The 17,149-nt window shown below is 70.1% G+C and carries 16 protein-coding genes; 1 reads left to right on the forward strand and 15 read right to left on the reverse strand.

The window, feature by feature from the left end; genetic code table 11:
• Positions 1–89: 89 nt before the first annotated feature.
• The 10 genes from lepB (ACZ69Q_RS37725) to proS form a co-directional block, all read right to left on the reverse strand.
• Positions 90–1,055, reverse strand: coding sequence for a signal peptidase I (gene lepB / locus ACZ69Q_RS37725; RefSeq protein ID WP_471051236.1), 966 nt, complete (start codon positions 1,053–1,055; stop codon positions 90–92).
• The gene (gene lepB / locus ACZ69Q_RS37730; RefSeq protein ID WP_471051239.1) at positions 943–2,034 is read right to left on the reverse strand and encodes a signal peptidase I; all 1,092 of its coding nucleotides are present in this window, start codon (positions 2,032–2,034) and stop codon (positions 943–945) included. The genes lepB (ACZ69Q_RS37725) and lepB (ACZ69Q_RS37730) overlap by 113 nt, the downstream gene beginning before the upstream one ends.
• Positions 2,027–2,743 (reverse strand): signal peptidase I, encoded by a 717-nt coding sequence (lepB, locus tag ACZ69Q_RS37735; protein WP_471051242.1) that lies wholly within the window; start codon positions 2,741–2,743, stop codon positions 2,027–2,029. The genes lepB (ACZ69Q_RS37730) and lepB (ACZ69Q_RS37735) overlap by 8 nt, the downstream gene beginning before the upstream one ends.
• Before the next feature lie 60 nt (positions 2,744–2,803).
• Positions 2,804–3,154 (reverse strand): 50S ribosomal protein L19, encoded by a 351-nt coding sequence (gene rplS, locus ACZ69Q_RS37740; protein ID WP_093910095.1) that lies wholly within the window; start codon positions 3,152–3,154, stop codon positions 2,804–2,806.
• Between the two features lie 134 nt (positions 3,155–3,288).
• Positions 3,289–4,122, reverse strand: a complete 834-nt coding sequence (gene trmD, locus ACZ69Q_RS37745; protein ID WP_471051246.1) for a tRNA (guanosine(37)-N1)-methyltransferase TrmD — start codon at positions 4,120–4,122, stop codon at positions 3,289–3,291.
• The gene (gene rimM, locus ACZ69Q_RS37750) at positions 4,122–4,664 is read right to left on the reverse strand and encodes a ribosome maturation factor RimM (protein WP_471051248.1); all 543 of its coding nucleotides are present in this window, start codon (positions 4,662–4,664) and stop codon (positions 4,122–4,124) included. Before rimM ends, trmD begins: the two co-directional genes overlap by 1 nt.
• 83 nt (positions 4,665–4,747) lie before the next feature.
• A complete protein-coding gene (locus ACZ69Q_RS37755) occupies positions 4,748–4,987 on the reverse strand; it encodes an RNA-binding protein (RefSeq protein WP_003973401.1) in 240 nt (79 codons plus the stop codon).
• Between the two features lie 2 nt (positions 4,988–4,989).
• The gene (rpsP, locus tag ACZ69Q_RS37760) at positions 4,990–5,409 is read right to left on the reverse strand and encodes a 30S ribosomal protein S16 (RefSeq protein ID WP_030048919.1); all 420 of its coding nucleotides are present in this window, start codon (positions 5,407–5,409) and stop codon (positions 4,990–4,992) included.
• Positions 5,410–5,757: 348 nt separating this feature from the next.
• Complete coding sequence (locus ACZ69Q_RS37765; protein ID WP_471051251.1) at positions 5,758–6,354, reverse strand: hypothetical protein; 597 nt, start codon at positions 6,352–6,354, stop codon at positions 5,758–5,760.
• 261 nt (positions 6,355–6,615) lie between these two features.
• Positions 6,616–8,031 carry a proline--tRNA ligase gene (proS, locus tag ACZ69Q_RS37770; protein ID WP_471051254.1) on the reverse strand — a complete coding sequence of 472 codons (1,416 nt, stop codon included), beginning with the start codon at positions 8,029–8,031 and terminating at the stop codon, positions 6,616–6,618.
• Between the two features lie 199 nt (positions 8,032–8,230).
• On the opposite strand from proS, the gene ACZ69Q_RS37775 reads away from it, so the two are divergent.
• Entirely contained in the window at positions 8,231–9,088 is an 858-nt protein-coding gene (locus tag ACZ69Q_RS37775) for an SAM-dependent methyltransferase (protein ID WP_471051257.1), read from the forward strand.
• Between the two features lie 13 nt (positions 9,089–9,101).
• Here the strand turns inward: ACZ69Q_RS37775 and ftsH are convergent, their stop codons facing one another.
• The 5 genes from ftsH to ACZ69Q_RS37800 form a co-directional block, all read right to left on the reverse strand.
• A complete protein-coding gene (gene ftsH, locus ACZ69Q_RS37780; RefSeq protein ID WP_471051259.1) occupies positions 9,102–11,039 on the reverse strand; it encodes an ATP-dependent zinc metalloprotease FtsH in 1,938 nt (645 codons plus the stop codon).
• Positions 11,040–11,129: 90 nt separating this feature from the next.
• Positions 11,130–12,683 (reverse strand): signal recognition particle protein, encoded by a 1,554-nt coding sequence (ffh, locus tag ACZ69Q_RS37785; RefSeq protein ID WP_471051262.1) that lies wholly within the window; start codon positions 12,681–12,683, stop codon positions 11,130–11,132.
• Positions 12,684–12,767: 84 nt separating this feature from the next.
• Entirely contained in the window at positions 12,768–15,215 is a 2,448-nt protein-coding gene (locus ACZ69Q_RS37790; RefSeq protein WP_471051264.1) for a [protein-PII] uridylyltransferase, read from the reverse strand.
• Positions 15,216–15,243: 28 nt separating this feature from the next.
• On the reverse strand, positions 15,244–15,582 hold the full coding sequence (locus ACZ69Q_RS37795; RefSeq protein ID WP_055725071.1) for a P-II family nitrogen regulator: 339 nt from the start codon (positions 15,580–15,582) through the stop codon (positions 15,244–15,246).
• Entirely contained in the window at positions 15,579–16,922 is a 1,344-nt protein-coding gene (locus tag ACZ69Q_RS37800) for an ammonium transporter (RefSeq protein ID WP_471051266.1), read from the reverse strand. Before ACZ69Q_RS37800 ends, ACZ69Q_RS37795 begins: the two co-directional genes overlap by 4 nt.
• Between the last annotated feature and the right edge of the window lie 227 nt (positions 16,923–17,149).

The following is a 17,149-nucleotide window of genomic DNA, read 5'->3' on the forward strand; positions in this document are numbered from 1 at the left end:
CCTGGAAAGCGCCATCAGACGCTCCCAGGGCCGCAAAGGCGCCGCCCACGACAGCGAGCCCTGAAGGGCCCGCAGCAGGCAAGCAGCAGTCAGCGCGTCTCCGCCGCCGCGGCCCGACGCCTGCGCCACAGCACGAACGGCACCGCACCCACCAGGGCAACGCCCTGCGGCGCCACCGTCAGGGCGGCGGAGCCGGCGTTCAGGTTCTGCTCGAAGGTGTCCGGAACCGGCAGGGTGTCCCAGCGGTTGATCGGCCAGGCGATCACGATGGCGCGGCCGACGACCTTGTCGACGGGGACCATGCCGTGGTTCACGTCGGACTGGTTGTAGCGCGAGTCCCGGGAGTTCTGCCGGTGGTCGCCCATGACCCAGATGAAGCCCTCGGGGACCTTCACCTTGAACTGGCCGCCCTGGTCGTCCTGGCTGCAGGGCGTGTTGCCGGGGTAGACGTACGGCTCGTTCAGCGCCTTGCCGTTGACCGTGAGCGGGCCGGTGCCCTTGCACTCGATCGTGTCGCCGCCGACGCCGACCACGCGCTTGATGAGGTCCTTCTCCTCGGCGGACGGCATCAGGCCGATCCAGCTCAGGAAGGTCTGAAGGGCGTTGGGATCCGGAGTCGGCTCGCCCGCCAGCCAGTTGTCGGGGTCGTGGAAGACGACGACCTCGCCGCGCTCGGGCTCGGAGCCGAACCAGGGGGTGAGCTTGTCGACCAGGACGCGGTCACCCTGCTGGAGGGTGTTCTGCATCGAGTCGGAGGGGATCGAGAACGCCTGCACCAGGAACGTCTTGATCAGCAGCGCGAGGACGAGCGCGATGCCGATCAGGATCGGCAGCTCCTTCCAGAAGGAGCGCTGCTTCTTCGCGGGGGCGGCCCCGCCCGACCCCTGGCCGTCGGTCGGGGGCTGTCCGCCCGACCGTCCGCCGTCACTGTCCGATCCGGGCTCATTCCCGGAGGTCACGGCGCCGTCCGCGGCCGGGTCGGCTGCTTCCACGGGGTGTCCGCGGTGCTCCTCGCCGTCGTGCCCGGACCGTGCGCCAACCGCCACATCCCCCACGCCAACTCCTTACTCTGTGCCGCTGCCTGCCCCAGAGACGACGCAGGCCCACCACTCCCATAACGAGCGGGAGTTCCGCAGGGGTCGGGAGCTGGATCGTTCCGTTCGAATCGTCGGAAGCAACCCTATGCGACAGCGAGGGAGACGCGGTCGACCCCGTCGCCGAGTCGGAGACCGAGGCGTAGGTATTCGGCTCCTCCAAGGTGGTCCAGTGACCGAGCGGCCAGGCGATCCACATCGCCCGTCCGACGACCTCGTCCTCGGAGACCGTGCCGCCGTAGCCCTGGTCCTGGTGCGCGCGGGAGTCCGCGGAGTTGGCCCGGTGGTCGCCCATCACCCACAGGCGTCCTTGCGGAACGGTGACGTCGAACTTCGCCTCGGAGGGGGAGTTGCCGGGATAGAGGTAGTCCTCGTTCAGGGGAACCCCGTTGACGGTGACCCGTCCTTGCGTGTCACAGCACTTGACCCGGTCGCCGCCGACGCCGACGACGCGCTTGATCAGATCCTTCTCGTCGTCCGACGGCAGCAGGCCGATGAAGGTGAGCGCCTCCTTGACCTGCTTGACGACGACGGGGTCCTCCTTCTTCACCGTCGTCTGCTCGTCCTGGAGCCAGCCGCCGGGGTCCTTGAAGACGACGACGTCACCGCGCTGCGGCTTGGAGCCGAACCAGGGGGTGAGCTTGTCGACGAGGACACGGTCGCCGATCTGGATCGTCGCCTCCATGGAGCCGGAGGGGATCACGAAGGCCTGGACGAGGAAGGTCTTCAGAACCAGCGCTATGAGGACCGCGACGCCGACAAGGAGGGGTATCTCCTTGATCGCTGAGCGCCTGCGGCGTCGTTTGACCTTGCGCTGGAGCTTGCGCCGCTCCGCGCGCGAGCGACCGCCGGCCGGGCTGGAGGCTCGCCGGGAGCCGGTGGGCAGGAGGTTCTCGGCGGGGCTGCTGGGCACGCCGCGGGGCTTGCCACGGTTACCCATGCGCGCCCTCCGCAGCAGGCACGCGCGCGTAGGCGTCGGGACGGTGCAGACGGGTCCAGTGCGCGGCCGGCCAGACGATCCAGTCGGCGCGGCCGATGACGTTGGCGGCCGGGATCATGCCGCCGCCGGGCGAGCCCAGATGGTCGCGGGAGTCGCTGGACTCGCTGCGGTGGTCGCCGAGGACGAACAGGCGGCCGTCGGGCACGACGACGTCGAAGCGCACCGTGGACGGGCTGTCGCCTGCGTACAGGAACGTCGACTCGTCGACCGACCGGCCGTTCACCTGGATCCTCCCCTCCTTGTCACAGCAGACCACGTGGTCTCCCCCCACACCCACAACGCGTTTGATGTAGTCGGCGTCCCCGAAATACCCGTTTCCGTCGAACACCACAACATCCCCGCGCCGCGGATCGGCACCGAAACGGTACGCCAACTTATTTACGAGAACGCGGTCCCCGATCCTCAATCCGGACTCCATGGATCCGCTGGGAATCTCGAACGGCCGTGCCACGAACGTGTTGAGCAGCAGCAGGAACACCAACAGGACCAGCAGGGTCAGGCTGATCCGCCCGCCCGGCAGCCACTCGGTGAGCCGCGCCACCAACGCGAAGCGCGACCGTCCCTCCTGACCCTCCGGGTCCGGGGCATCCCCGGTGTCGGAAGGGCGGGAGGAGCGGTCGCGCTCCGTCGGCTGTGCTTCGGTGTCCATCGGGGCCAGATGTTATCCGGCCCCGTTGTGGACCCCGCGGGGGCGAGCCCCCTGAAGCGCTCAGTTCTCGCGCTTCTCCTTGATCTTCGCCGCCTTGCCGCGCAGCTCGCGCAGGTAGTACAGCTTGGCGCGGCGGACGTCACCCTTGGTGACGAGCTCGATCTTCTCGACGATCGGAGTGTGCACCGGGAAGGTGCGCTCGACGCCGACGGAGAAGGAGACCTTGCGGACCGTGAAGGTCTCGCGCACGCCGGCACCCTGGCGACGGATCACAACGCCCTTGAACTGCTGCACACGGGAGCGGTTGCCCTCGATGACGCGGACGTGGACGTTGACGGTGTCGCCGGGGCGGAAGGCCGGGACGTCGCTGCGCAGCGACGCGGCGTCGACGGTGTCGAGCAGGTGAGACATTTCGTCTGCTTTCTTCGCTGATGCCACAGGTCATCAACGGGAACTAGATGTTCGGTGAGAGTGGCGCGCGCGTCGGGGCGGGCGTCGTGTCCCCCTGCGGCAGGGGCGCACGCCGGACGGCGCACAACAGCGGCCTATTCTTCCACGCCCTCGGTCCTGCGCCAAAATCGGCCGAACCGCTCCCCTTCCGGGTCGGGCATCCAGCCCAGGATGGAGAGCATCTCGCGGTCCTTCTTGTCGAAGGCCTTGGGGTCGCAGCGCTCGATGAGGTCGGGCCGGTTGGCCGTCGTACGCCGCAGGGCCTCGTCCCGCCGCCAGCGTGCGATCCTGCCGTGGTGGCCGCTGAGCAGCACCTCCGGGATGTCCCGGCCGCGCCACTCGGGGGGCTTGGTGTAGACGGGGCCCTCCAGGAGGCTCGCCATAGCGCCGGGCGCGAAGGAGTCGTCCCGGTGGGACTCGGCGTTGCCCAGCACGCCGGGCAGCAGGCGGGCCACGGCCTCCGTGATGACCAGTACGGCCGCCTCGCCGCCGGCGAGGACGTAGTCGCCGATGGACACCTCGTGGACGGGCATCCGGGTGGCGTACTCGTCGATGACACGTCGGTCGATGCCCTCGTAGCGGGCCGGCGTGAAGATCAGCCAGGGCCGCTCGGAGAGTTCGACGGCGAGTTCCTGGGTGAAGGGACGGCCGCTGGGCGTGGGGACGATCAGGCAGGGTCCGCGAGAGCCGCTCTCGTAGCCGTCGGCCAGGACGGAGTCCAGCGCGTCGCCCCAGGGGTCGGTCTTCATGACCATGCCGGGGCCACCGCCGTAGGGCGTGTCGTCGACCGTGTTGTGGCGGTCGTACGTCCAGCCGCGCAGGTCGTGCACCTGGACGTTGAGCTGCCCACGCGCGCGTGCCTTGCCGACCAGGGAGACGTTCAGCGGCTCCAGGTACTCGGGGAAGATCGTGACGACGTCGAGCCGCATTACGACTCGTCCCTGCTGGAAGCGATCTCCGCGCGGTCGTCGATGAGGCCGGGCGGGGGCGTGATCACCGCTCGCTGTTCCTCCAGGTCGATCTCCGCGACGATTTCCTCGACGAACGGGATCAGGACCTCGCTGCCGTCGGGGCGCTCCACGATGAACAGGTCCTGCGAGGGCAGGTGCGAGATCTCAGTGATCCGGCCGATCTCGACACCGTCCTTGGTGACCACGTCGAGATCCATGAGCTGGTGGTCGTAGTACTCGTCCTCTTCCTCGGGCAGCTCATCCGGATCGATCTCGGCGATCAGCAGGATGTTGCGCAGCGCCTCTGCGGCGTTGCGGTCGGCGACGCCCTCGAAGCGCAGAAGGAGACGGCCGCTGTGGACGCGCCCCGTCGCGATGGTGAGCGGTCCCGCGGTGGCGGGATCGGTGGCGAGTACGGCGCCGGGCCCGAGCCTGCGCTCCGGCTCGTCGGTGCGGACCTCGACGGTGACCTCGCCCTTGATGCCATGGGCACGGCCGATCCGTGCGACTACGAGCTGCACGAGTCCAAATCTCCTGTCGTACGACTACGGGCCGGGGACGGCCCAGTGGCCCTCCCCGGCCCGAGCCGGTGCTGCGTTCGGCGTCAGCGGACGTGGTCCACGTCGACGAGGTCGACGCGGACACCGCGGCCGCCGATGGCGCCCACGACGGTGCGCAGAGCACGCGCGGTGCGGCCGTTACGGCCGATCACCTTGCCGAGGTCGTCGGGGTGGACCCGGACCTCCAGCACGCGCCCGCGGCGCAGGTTGCGGGATGCGACCTGCACATCGTCAGGGTTGTCGACGATGCCCTTCACGAGGTGCTCGAGAGCCTCCTCGAGCATGCTCAGGCCTCGGCCGACTCGGACTCAGCCGCGGCCTCGTCCTTCTTCTCCGCCTTCTTCTTCTGGGTGATCGCCTCACCCTTGCCCTCGTCGTCGCCACCGAGGGCCTCGAACGACGGGCGCGCCTTCTTCGGCTCGGCGACGAGCAGCGGAGCCGGGGCGGGCTCGCCCTTGAACTTCTGCCAGTCGCCGGTCTTCTTCAGAATGGCGAGGACGGGCTCGGTCGGCTGCGCGCCGACACCCAGCCAGTACGCCACACGGTCGGCGTCCACCTCGATGACCGACGGGTTGTAGGTCGGGTGGTACTTGCCGATCTCCTCGATCGCACGGCCGTCACGGCGGGTGCGGGAGTCGGCGACGACGATGCGGTAGTGAGGCGAACGGATCTTGCCCAGACGCTTCAGCTTGATCTTGACTGCCACGGGAGTGGGTTCTCCTGGTTTTGACGTGGTTGGGCACGGCGAGATGGCCGCGTGGGGTTGCGGTACCCGAGTGCCCGATGGACGCGTCAGCCGGAGGAGAGAGGGGTCCTGTGCGGCTGTCGAGTACAGCTAGCCATTGTGCCACACCCCGCGGGTCACTCTTGGCCGCGGGGTACGGCCGGGAGCTTCTGGGCATGACTGAGGGGCACCCGGCGCTACGGGTGCCCTCGGGGCGGTTGCGCGACGCAGCGCTAGGGGTGCCGCATACGAGTGCGCAACGGCACCCCTCGCCGACGACGCCACGTGCCGAACCGGCAGCCACGAGATGCCGGTGTCCGACGGGCGTCGTTACGCCGCTCCCATGACCTCCGGGATCCGGAACGGCTTCCCGCAGCCGCCGCACACGATCGGGGCCTGGGCCAGGACCGAGGGGACGACGCGGACGTTGCGGCCGCAGTCGCAGACCGCCTTGACGCGGACGCCGCCACCGGACGAGCCGTGGCGGGCGGCCGGGCCCCGGAAGGTGCGGCTCGTGTCGGCGGAGGTCGCCGCGGTGTGGGCCTTCAGGGCGCGCTGGAGGCGTTCGATGGTCGGGCGGTAGCGCCGCTTGGCCTCGGGGTTGAGGGTGACCAGGGAGAAGCCGCTGCTCGGGTGCGGCTCCTCGGGGTGGTCCAGGCCCATCTCCTCGGCGATCGCGAGGAATCTGCGGTTGTGGTACCGGCCGGCCCGGGAGGTGTCGCGGATGCCGCGCGAGGCGGCGATGCCATGGACTGCCTCGTGAAGCAGTCGCTCGAAGGAGAGCTCGTGACCGCACGCGGACGACGACTCCCCGATCAGGGACTCTGGCGCGGCGAGATCTGGCAGCTCGGGGTGGTACCGCTGAATGTCGGCCCACGCCTGTGCCAGCTCTGCGGCGAGAACAGGTGGTGTCTGTGTCGTGCTCACGTAATGACAACGAGCCGGAGTGCCGCTGTGTTCCGATTCCGGGGCATCCCAAATAATTTGCACGTACCCGTCAGTTGCGAATGATGCGCCACGACGAGGGCGGGTGCGTCGATCTGCGGAGAAGCCTCACAGCTCATAACAAGCTGGTGCGTAGCCTGACGTACGCCCCGGCGCGTACGCCCCGTCCACGCGCCGATGCGGCTGTGGTCCGCGGATGCGCAAGAGGCGTTTCGGCCGCTCTCGTTCCACACGGGCGTCATCTCAGTAAGCGCGCGCGACGACCGCGACGTTACCCGGTGCGTCGTCGGCCTGAGGCACCGACCCGTCCTCGGCGACCAGACACCGTACGGTCACGGCGTGCTCGGCCAGCCTGACCTCGCCTTCTTCACCGAGCGTGGCCCACGGCAGCCGCGCCCAGCCGCCGGCGGTGGCCGCCTCGACGGCTTCCTCGATCGTCGACACGTCCGACGTACGGGATTCGCGTCGCTCGCGGGACTGGCGCAGCAGCAGCGCCTGGTCCTCCTCGAGGATCGCGGGGAGCAGCCCGGCCAGGGCGTCGAGCGCGACCGGCTCCTTGCCTCCCGGGATGCGCCGCGCGAGCATCGCCGTGCCGCCCTCCAGGTCACGGGGCCCGATCTCGATCCGTACCGGCACGCCCTTGAGTTCCCAGTCGACCGCGCGGCGCCCGAACGGCGTGTCCGTGCGGTCGTCGACGTGGACGCGGACGCCCGCCGCGCGCAGCCGGTCGCCGATCTCGCGGACCTTGGCCAGAACCGGCTCGTCCCCCTTGATCGCCAGAACGACCGCCTGGACGGGCGCGAGCCGCGGCGGCACCCGCAGTCCGTCGTCGTCGCCGTGGGCCATGATCAGGCCGCCGACCATACGGGTGGAGGAGCCCCAGGAGGTCTGCCAGACGTACTCCTCGCGGCCCTCCTTCGACAGGTAGCGGGTGTGGAAGGCCTTGGCGAAGTTCTGGCCGAGCTCGTGGCTGGTGCCCATCTGGAGGGCCTTGCCGTCGCCCATCATCGCTTCGAGCGTGAGGGTGTTGACCGCTCCGGCGAAGCGCTCGCTCGCGGTCTTGCGGCCGAGCACCACGTCGATGCCCAGGACATCGACCATGAAGTCGGCGTACACCTCCCGGTGGATGTACGCGGCGTAGTCCCGGGCGTCCTCGTAGGTGGCGTGCGCGGTGTGGCCCTCCTGCCAGAGGAACTCCGTCGTCCGCAGGAACACGCGCGGGCGCATCTCCCAACGCACCACGTTCGCCCACTGGTTGATCAGCAGCGGCAGGTCGCGGTAGCTCTGCACCCACTTGGCGAAGTAGTCGTTGATGATCGTCTCGGAGGTGGGCCGCACGACGACGGGCTCCTCCAGCTCCTTGCCGCCGCCGTGCGTGACGACGGCCAGCTCGGGAGCGAAGCCCTCGACGTGCTCGGCCTCGCGCGTCAGATACGACTGCGGGATGAACAGCGGGAAGTAGACGTTGGAGGCACCGGCCCGTTTGATGCGGGCGTCCATCTCGGCCTGCATCCGCTCCCACAGCCCGTACCCGTACGGCCGGATCACCATCGTGCCGCGCACCGGGCCGTTGTCGGCCAGCTCGGCCTTGCCGATCAGGTCCTGGTACCAGCGCGGGAAGTCATGTGCCCGTGGCGTAAGAACGGGTGCCTTTGCCATGGCCAGATGGTACGGGCCCATGTTGCCGGAATGTGAATTTCGGCCACGGACGCCCGGAACCCGCAAGCAGGGCCCCGAGACCCCTGGACGCGACGCATGGCTCGGAGTTTCCTGGCATACGGGGGAGCGTGAGCGCATCGTCACAGGGCGCTACGACATCGGGCACAGTGACAACTCTCGGCGGAATGGGGCGCTTTACATGACACCTACGCTCGTGCGGCAGCACCTACCCCACGCGGGCGCGACACTCCGTGTGGACCTGTGTGCACGCGCGCGTGACTGGTCCGAGATCCAGGAGCGGATGCTGGTTCCGCTCTACGAGGCCGTCTACGAGCGAGTGGAAGTGGGCCCGAGGACCCGGCTGCTGGGCCTCGGCTGCGGCAGCGGGCTCGCCCTGTTGATGGCGGCGTCCAGAGGCGCGGCCGTCACCGGTGTCGAGTCCGACTCCCCCGAACGACTGACGCTCGCCCGGCGGCGGCTGCTGCCCGAGGCGTGGGACACGCGTGCGCGTGGCGACGTCCGGCTCGTCGACGGCTCGCCCCGGGACGCGGCGGGCGCCGAGACGCCCGCGTACACCCTGGTGACCGCATTCGAGCCGATCGGGTGCCTCGCGGGTGACTCGGAGGGCCTCGGTGAGGCGCTCGCGGCCGTCATCCCGCTCGCCGGGCGAGGGTCACCGGTGGTGCTGGCCGGCTGGGGTCCGCCGGAGCGCTGCGCCACGTCGTCGGTGCTGCGGGTCGCCACGAAGCTGGCCGATCCCCTGCGCAGCACGGGGAGTTGGCGCCCGGCCCGGCGCGACGACCTGGAGGAGGTCGCCCAGCGCGCGGGCCTGCGGCCCGACGGTTCGGGGCGGGTCGCCTGCCCCTTCGGGTACGCGGACGTCGACAGTGCCGTACGAGGGCTGCTGTCGACGGGGTTGTTCGACGCGGCGATCCGTGCGACCGACCAGGTCCAGGTCGACAAGGAGTTGGCGGAGGCGCTGCATCCGTACCAGCGGAAGGACGGCACGGTGTGGATGCCGAACGTGTTCCGGTATCTGATCGCGCGCGTGCCCTGAGTCCTCGCGTCGCCTAGGAGGTCCCCTCCTTCGACAGCCGGGTGATCCCGGCGATCCGGTACGCGTCCGCCTCCTCCAGCGTCTCGTGCTCCAGCAGCGCCTCCGCGAGCGCCGTCAACTGCGCGTGGTGGTCGCGGAGTTTGCGGCAGGCCTCCTCGTAGCAGTCGTCGACGATCCGGCGCATCTCGGCGTCGATGACGTCGAGCGTCCGCGGCGCGGCGGAGAGCCCGTACGCCTGCTGGGCGTCGCTCGGCAGGGCGGACAGCCGGCCGACACGTTCGCTCATGCCCCAGCGGGCCACCATCCCGCGCGCGATGTTGGTGACCTGTTCGAGGTCGTTCTCCGCACCGGTGGTGACGACGCCGTAGACCACGTCCTCGGCCGCCATGCCGCCCAGGGCGCCGATGATCCGGCCGCGCAGATACTCCTCCGAGTGCGCGTACCGCTCCACCTCGGGGGTCGACATCGTCACGCCGAGCGCCCGGCCGCGCGGCACGATGGTGATCTTGCGGACCGGGTCGGCGCCCGGCTGGAGCATGCCGAGCAGGGCGTGCCCGCTCTCGTGGAACGCGGTGCGGCGGCGGTCCTCCTCGGGCATCACGAGGGTGCGTTCGGCGCCGAGCTGCACCTTCTCCAGGGCCTCGGAGAGGTCCGCGGCGGTGACCTGTTCCTGGCCCCGCTTGACCGCGAGCAGGGCGCCCTCGTTGGCGAGGTTGGCCAGATCCGCCCCTGTCATGCCCGGGGTCTTGCGGGCGAGCTGGACAAGGTCCACGTCCTCGGCGAGCGGGATGTCGCGGGTGTGGATCGCCAGGATCGCCTCGCGGCCGCGGCGGTCCGGCGGGGAGACGTTGACGACCCGGTCGAAGCGGCCGGGCCGGGTGAGTGCCGGGTCCAGGATGTCGGCGCGGTTCGTCGCGGCGATGACGATCACGCCCTCCGAGCCGGAGAAGCCGTCCATCTCGGTGAGGATCTGGTTCAGCGTCTGCTCGCGCTCGTCGTGCCCGCTCACCGAGGCGCCGCCGCTGCGCACCCGTCCGATGGTGTCGATCTCGTCGATGAAGATGATCGACGGCGCCACCTTGCGGGCCTCGGCGAACAGCTCGCGGACGCGCGAGGCGCCGACCCCGACGATCATCTCGATGAACTCGGACGCGGAGGCGGAGAAGAACGGCACGCCCGCCTCGCCGGCCACCGCCCGCGCCAGCAGGGTCTTGCCGGTGCCCGGCGAGCCCGCGAGCAGCACGCCGCGGGGCATCTTCGCGCCCATCCTGCGATAGGCGTCGGGGTGCTCCAGGAAGTCGACGACGTCGTCCAGCTCGCCCTTGACCTCGTCGATGCCGGCCACGTCGGCGAACGTCGTGCGGTGCTTGCCCGGCAGCAGCTCGACCGGTTTGGGCGGCGGCTTGCGCCCGAACATGCCGCCCGCGCCGCCGCGGCCCCCGGCGAACCGCCGGGCGATGAAGAGCCACAACGCGACGATGATCACGAGGGGCGCCAGCGAGATCAGCAGGTTGACCAGCAGACCGCGCTGCTTCACGACCGGCTGCGCGGTCACCGTGACGTCGCTTCTGCTCAGCTCCTGCCAGAGGTCGTCGTCGGCGAAGGCAGGGCGCTGTGTCTTGAACTTGGTGTACTTGCCGTCGCCCTCGGGGTCGTCCCTGGCGCTCTTCAGCTCGCCCTGGATGGCGTCGCCCTTGGAGTAGATCTTGGAGACGTTGCCGTCGTCGACCTGCCGGCTGAACTCCGTGTAGGAGATGGTCGGCTCGTCGCCCTCGTCGAGGTACGTCAGTCCGATGTAGGCCAGGAGGAACACGACCACCGCGGTGACCAGGAGACCCCACCAGCGGCCGCGTGCGCGCCGGCCACCGGGCTTCCGGGGCGGCTCGTCGGGAGTGCCCTCCGTGCGCCACGGCTGGTCAGGGGCCTTGCGTGGCGGCGCGGCATTGCTCATATCTGGACGTTACGGCAGACAGCGCGCCACGGCACGCGCAGAGGGCGCCCCTCTTGGCGAGGGGCGCCCTCTGAGACGTACGGGAAGGGCTCAGCCCATGAACTTCTTGAACTCGTCCGGCAGCTCGAAGTCCTGCGCGGCCTGCTGACCCGGCAGCCCGAGGGCGCCTCCGGCCTGAGCGGCGGCGGCGCGGCGGGCGGCCTCCTCCTGCTCCTGCTGCTTGCGCTTCATCGGGTTGCCGGAGCGCTGCTTGCCCTTGGCCTTCTTCGGCTGCTTCTTCGTACGGCCGGGACCGCCACCCATGCCCGGCACCCCCGGCATCCCGGGCATGCCGCCGCCCTGGGCCATGCGGGACATCATCTTGCGGGCCTCGAAGAACCGCTCGACCAGGTTCTTGACCGCGCTGACCTCGACGCCGGAACCCTTGGCGATACGGGCTCGGCGGGAGCCGTTGATGATCGTCGGCTCCTGGCGCTCGCCCGGGGTCATCGACTTGATGATCGCGGCCGTGCGGTCGACGTCCCGCTCGTCCAGGTTGTTGATCTGGTCCTTGATCTGGCCCATGCCCGGGAGCATGCCGAGCAGCTTGGAGATGGAGCCCATCTTCCTGACCTGCTCCATCTGGGCCAGGAAGTCGTCGAGGGTGAAGTCCTGGCCCTTCTTGGAGGCCAGCTTCTCGGCCATCTTCTGGGCTTCGGCCTGGTCGAAGGTCTTCTCCGCCTGCTCGATCAGGGTGAGCAGGTCACCCATGTCGAGGATGCGGGAGGCCATCCGGTCCGGGTGGAAGGCGTCGAACTCGTCGAGCTTCTCGCCGTTCGACGCGAACATGATCGGCTTGCCGGTGATCTGGCGGATCGACAGAGCCGCACCACCGCGGGCGTCACCGTCGAGCTTGGAGAGCACCACGCCGTCGAAGCCGACGCCGTCACGGAAGGCCTCGGCGGTGTTGACCGCGTCCTGACCGATCATCGCGTCGACGACGAAGAGGATCTCGTCCGGCGAGACCGCGTCACGGATGTCCGCGGCCTGCTGCATCATCTCCTGGTCGATGCCCAGGCGGCCGGCGGTGTCCACGATCACGATGTCGTGGACCTTGGACTTCGCGTGCTCGATGGAGTCCTTGGCGACCTTGACCGGGTCACCGACGCCGTTGCCCGGCTCGGGCGCGTAGACCGCGACGCCGGCGCGCTCGGCGACGACGCTGAGCTGGTTCACGGCGTTCGGGCGCTGGAGGTCGGCGGCGACCAGCAGCGGCGAGTGGCCCTGCTCCTTCAGCCAGCGGCCGAGCTTGCCCGCGAGGGTGGTCTTACCGGCACCCTGGAGACCGGCCAGCATGATCACGGTCGGCGGCTGCTTGGCGAAGCGCAGGCGGCGGGTCTCGCCACCGAGGATCGTCACGAGCTCGTCGTTGACGATCTTCAGGACCTGCTGGGCCGGATTCAGCGCCTTGGAGACCTCTACGCCGAGGGCGCGCTCCTTGACGTTCTTGATGAACGTGCGGACGACGGGCAGTGCCACGTCCGCTTCGAGGAGGGCGATGCGGATCTCGCGCGCTGTGGCGTCGATGTCCGCCTCGGAGAGCCGTCCCTTGCCGCGCAGGTTCTTGAAAGTCGCTGAGAGGCGATCGGAAAGAGTATCGAACACGGCGCTCGCGGTCCTCGGGGTCGGTGGCGGCTGGCAATCGCCCTCCAGGGTATCCCGGCGGCACAGGTTGCCGGGATCCCCGGGTCAGCCCCGCAATGTCTCTTCCAGCTTGCGGGCCACGGCCGCCGCCTCATCACCGGGCAGCGGGGCGCCCTCGGGCCCTGTGACATAGAACGCGTCGACGGCGTTGGCGCCCAGTGTGCTGACATGCGCACTGCGCACCCGCACGCTCGCGTCCTCCAGCGCCCGGCCGATCCGGAACAGCAGCCCCGGCGCGTCCTGGGCGCGCACCTCGATGACCGTGGCCAGCCGGGAGGCGGCCGGATGCACCGTCACTCTCGCCGGCGGTGCCACCACGCCCCGGCGGCGCGGATAGGCCGCGTCCCGCTCGGCGAGGCGGCCGGCGATGTCCAGGGAGCCGTCCAGGGCCCGTACGAGGTCGGCGCGCAGCCGGGCCGCCTGCGGCAGTGAGCCGTACTCGGCGGCGACCCGCCAGTTCAGCAGCAGGACGGCGCCCTCGACGCCGGTCGGCAGGTCCAGCGCACGCAGTTCCGCCGTGCGGACGGTCAGGCGGTGCATCGCGAGGATGCCGGCCACCGCGGGCAGCACGCCCGGCTGGTCGGGGACGGCGATGAGGAGTTCCACACCGAGCGGCTCCGGGTCGCCGGACGGTTGCTCCTCGGTCGGCGGCTCGGTCTGGGCGCGGAGCGACAGCACGGGGCTGCCGGTGGCGATCGCCTCGATGGCGAGCCGTTCCTGTTCGGCGGTGGGCGCGGCGGACTCGGGCTCGTCCGGGTCGTCCCCTGCGAGGACCGCGCCGACCCGTTTGACCAGGTCGGCGACGAGGGACCCGCGCCAGGACGACCACGCCGCCGGACCGGTGGCCAGCGCGTCCGCCTCGGTCAGGGCGTGCAGCAGCTCCAGGGTGCCCTGCGAGCCGACGGCCTCGGCGACCGAGCGCACGGTGACCGGGTCCTCCAGGTCGCGCCGGGTGGCCGTGTCGACGAGCAGCAGGTGATGGAGAACGAGAGTGGAGAGTACGGCCACGTCGTCTCGGTCGAAGCCGATGCGCGCGGCCACGTCCTTGACGATGATCTCGCCGGCCACCGAGTGGTCGCCGGGCCAGCCCTTGCCGATGTCGTGCAGCAGCGCGGCGACCAGCAGGAGGTCGGGGCGGTGGACGCGGCGGGTGAACTCGGAGGCACGCACGGCCGTCTCGATGAGATGACGGTCGACGGTCCAGATGTGCACGGCGTTGCGCTGCGGACGGCAGCGCACCCGCTCCCAGTCGGGCAGGAAGTGCGTGATGAGCCCCTCGGCCTCCAGCGCCTCCCACACCTCGACCGTCGGCCGCCCCGAGCCCAGCAGGGTCACGAGCTGCTCGCGCGCCTCGGCGGGCCAGGGCGTGGGCAGCGGGCGCACGTTCGCCGCCATGCGCCGTACGGCGTGCAGGGAGAGCGGGAGTCCGGCCTGAGCGGCAGCGGCCGCGGCCCGCAAGGGGAGCACGGGGTCACGCTCGGGGCGTGCGGCACGGGCGAGCACCACCTCGCCCTCCTGCTCCACCACGCCCTCGGCGAGCGGGGAGCGCTCGGCGGTGGGCTTCCCACCGCCCAGCATGGCGCGCAGACGCGGCCGTACGGCGCGCGCCCTCAGCACGCGCCCTACTTCACGCCACGTGACGTCACTGGCATACGAGATCACCCGTGCCCCTTCGTACACCTGCCGCAGCAGCGTGTCCGCGTCGAGCAGGCCGAGCTCGGCGGCGACCTGGTCCTGCTCCTGGAGCGAGAGCCGGTCGGTAGCCCGCCCGGTGGTCAGGTGCAGGGCGTCACGTACGTCGAGGAGCCGGCGCCGGGCGTCGTCGAGGCCCTCGCGCGGGGCGTCGGCCAGCCAGGACGCGGCGACGGCGCGCAGGATGGTGGCGTCCCGCAGACCGCCGCGCGCCTCCTTCAGGTCGGGTTCCAGGAGGTACTGCAACTCGCCCTGGCGCTCGGCGCGTTCGGCGGACAGCTCCTGGAGTTCGGGCAGCCGCTTGGGTGCCTGGTTGCGCCAGTCGGCGAGGACGGACGTGCGCAGTGCGGCCGTGAGGCCCAGGTCACCCGCGATGTGCCGGGCGTCCAGCAGGCCGAGCTGGACCTTGAGGTCCTCGCCGGCGGTCTTGCGGGCCTCGGCCGGCGTGCGCACGGAGTGGTCGAGGGCGAGGCCGAGGTCCCAGACGGGGTACCAGATGCGGTCGGCCAGCGCGGCCACCGCCTTGCTGTCGCCGCCGTCGTGCAGCAGGAGCAGATCCAGGTCGCTGCGCGGGGACAGCTCGCCGCGGCCGTACCCGCCGACGGCGACCAGGGAAACTCCGCGCAGTCCCTCGGCACCGGCGGCGAACAGCCCGGTCAGCCACTCGTCGGTCAGTTCCGCTAGGGCGGCACGGCGCGGCGGCCCGGACCGCGCCCCCTCGGTGAGGAGACGCAGCCGGGCCGCCGCGTAGCCGCTGGGTCCCGAGTCCTCTGCATCCTTGGAAACGTCCGTGCTCGTCACCCAGCGACTCCTGTTCTGTTGCCCTGCCTCAGAGCGCGTCGGGCCCGCGCTCGCCGGTCCGCACCCGTACGGCCGTGTCGACCGGCAGGGACCAGACCTTGCCGTCACCGATCTTGCCGGTGCGGGCGGCCTTGACGATGACGTCGATGAGCTGCTCGGCGTCGTCGTCCTCGGCCAGGACCTCGATGCGGATCTTCGGGACCAGGTCGACGGTGTACTCGGCACCGCGGTAGACCTCGGTGTGGCCCCGCTGACGACCGTAGCCGCTGGCCTCGGTGACCGTCAGGCCGTGCACGCCGAAGGCCTGGAGGGCTTCCTTGATCTCGTCGAGCCGGTGGGGCTTGACGACGGCGGTGATGAGCTTCATGCGTCCACCTTCTTGCTCGTGGCTGCCGCGGCCGGGGCCGGGGTGGCGGTCCGGGCGGAACCGCCGCCGGCGCCGCTGAAGTCGTATGCGGTCTCGGCGTGCTCGGCCTGGTCGATGCCGGCGACCTCGTCGTCCTCGGAGACCCGCATCCCGATGGTCTTGTCGAGGATGAAGGCGAGGATCGCGGAGGCGACCAGCGAGTAGGCCAGGACCGCGAAGACACCGGCGCACTGCTTCCAGAACTGGGTCAGGCCGCCGCCGTAGAAGAGGCCCTCGACGGTGGACTGGCCCTTGCCGCTGGCGAAGAGGCCGATCAGCAGGGAGCCGACGACACCGCCGACCAGGTGGACGCCGACGACGTCGAGCGAGTCGTCGTAACCGAGCTTGTACTTCAGGCCCACGGCCATGGCGCACAGCAGACCGGCGATGGCACCGACCGCGATCGCGCCGAGCGGGGAGACCGCACCGCCGGACGGGGTGATGGCGACCAGACCGGCGACCGCGCCGGAGGCGGCGCCCAGCGTGGTGAACGCGCCGTGCCGGATCTTCTCGTAGATGAGCCAGGCCAGCATGGCGGCGGCGGTGGCGACCTGCGTGTTGACGAACATCAGCGCGCCGACGCCGTCGTCGTTGCCGAGCCACGAACCGGCGTTGAAGCCGAACCAGCCGAACCACAGGAGCCCTGCGCCGAGCATGACCAGCGGGAGGCTGTGCGGACGCATCGGGTCCTTCTTGAAGCCGACGCGCTTGCCGATGACGAGGATCACGCCGAGCGCCGCGGCACCCGCGTTGATGTGCACCGCCGTACCACCGGCGAAGTCGATCACACCCAGCTCGAAGGCCCAGCCACCGGAGCCCCAGACCCAGTGCGCGACCGGGAAGTAGACGACCGTGGCCCACAGGGCGACGAAGAGCGCCCAGGCGGTGAACTTCACACGGTCGGCCAGGGCACCGCTGATCAGGGCGGGCGTGATGATGGCGAACATCATCTGGAAGATCATGAAGACGAAGATCGGGATGGTGTAGCCGTCCCATAGCTCCGTCAGGCCGATGTTGCTGAGGCCGACCCAGTCGGAGTTCCAGCCGATGAGGCTGCCGGAGTCCGTACCGAAGGCCATGGAGAAGCCGTACAGCACCCACAGGATGGTGACGATCCCTATGCTGATGAAGCTCATCATGAGCATGTTCAGCGTGCTCTTGACGCGGACCATGCCTCCGTAGAAGAAGGCAAGGCCCGGGGTCATGATCAGGACCAGGGCGGAACAGATGAGCATGAAGCCTGTGTTGGCGGACGACAGCGTGGGTGCGTCCGCCGCAAGCGTGATGGCGGCTGATGCCATCGGCGTCTCCTCGTCATTGGTACGGCCCCGTGCGGGCGAAGCCTGAGCGGTATGAGGGGTGGGCCGGTTATGCGCCAAGAGATTGGCGCAGCGCCGTTTCGGTGGAAGCCCCTCGTTGTTTCGCTGCCGTGACGAAGGCGCCTTGCGTGTTACGCGTCGATGAACTGCCGGATGTTCGGCCGCCTGATCGTTATCGTGGCGCAACCTTCATTGAAGGAAAGAACCGG

This window comes from Streptomyces sp. NPDC036764 (assembly GCF_055609385.1).

Coding starts and splice junctions, on each gene's coding strand:
- lepB (WP_471051239.1), bottom strand. CDS start 2,034: ATGGGTAACCGTGGCAAGCCCCGCGGCGTGCCCAGCAGCCCCGCCGAG.
- lepB (WP_471051242.1), bottom strand. CDS start 2,743: ATGGACACCGAAGCACAGCCGACGGAGCGCGACCGCTCCTCCCGCCCT.
- rplS (WP_093910095.1), bottom strand. CDS start 3,154: ATGTCTCACCTGCTCGACACCGTCGACGCCGCGTCGCTGCGCAGCGAC.
- trmD (WP_471051246.1), bottom strand. CDS start 4,122: ATGCGGCTCGACGTCGTCACGATCTTCCCCGAGTACCTGGAGCCGCTG.
- ACZ69Q_RS37755 (WP_003973401.1), bottom strand. CDS start 4,987: ATGCTCGAGGAGGCTCTCGAGCACCTCGTGAAGGGCATCGTCGACAAC.
- proS (WP_471051254.1), bottom strand. CDS start 8,031: ATGGCAAAGGCACCCGTTCTTACGCCACGGGCACATGACTTCCCGCGC.
- ACZ69Q_RS37775 (WP_471051257.1), top strand. CDS start 8,231: ATGACACCTACGCTCGTGCGGCAGCACCTACCCCACGCGGGCGCGACA.
- ftsH (WP_471051259.1), bottom strand. CDS start 11,039: ATGAGCAATGCCGCGCCGCCACGCAAGGCCCCTGACCAGCCGTGGCGC.
- ACZ69Q_RS37795 (WP_055725071.1), bottom strand. CDS start 15,582: ATGAAGCTCATCACCGCCGTCGTCAAGCCCCACCGGCTCGACGAGATC.
- ACZ69Q_RS37800 (WP_471051266.1), bottom strand. CDS start 16,922: ATGGCATCAGCCGCCATCACGCTTGCGGCGGACGCACCCACGCTGTCG.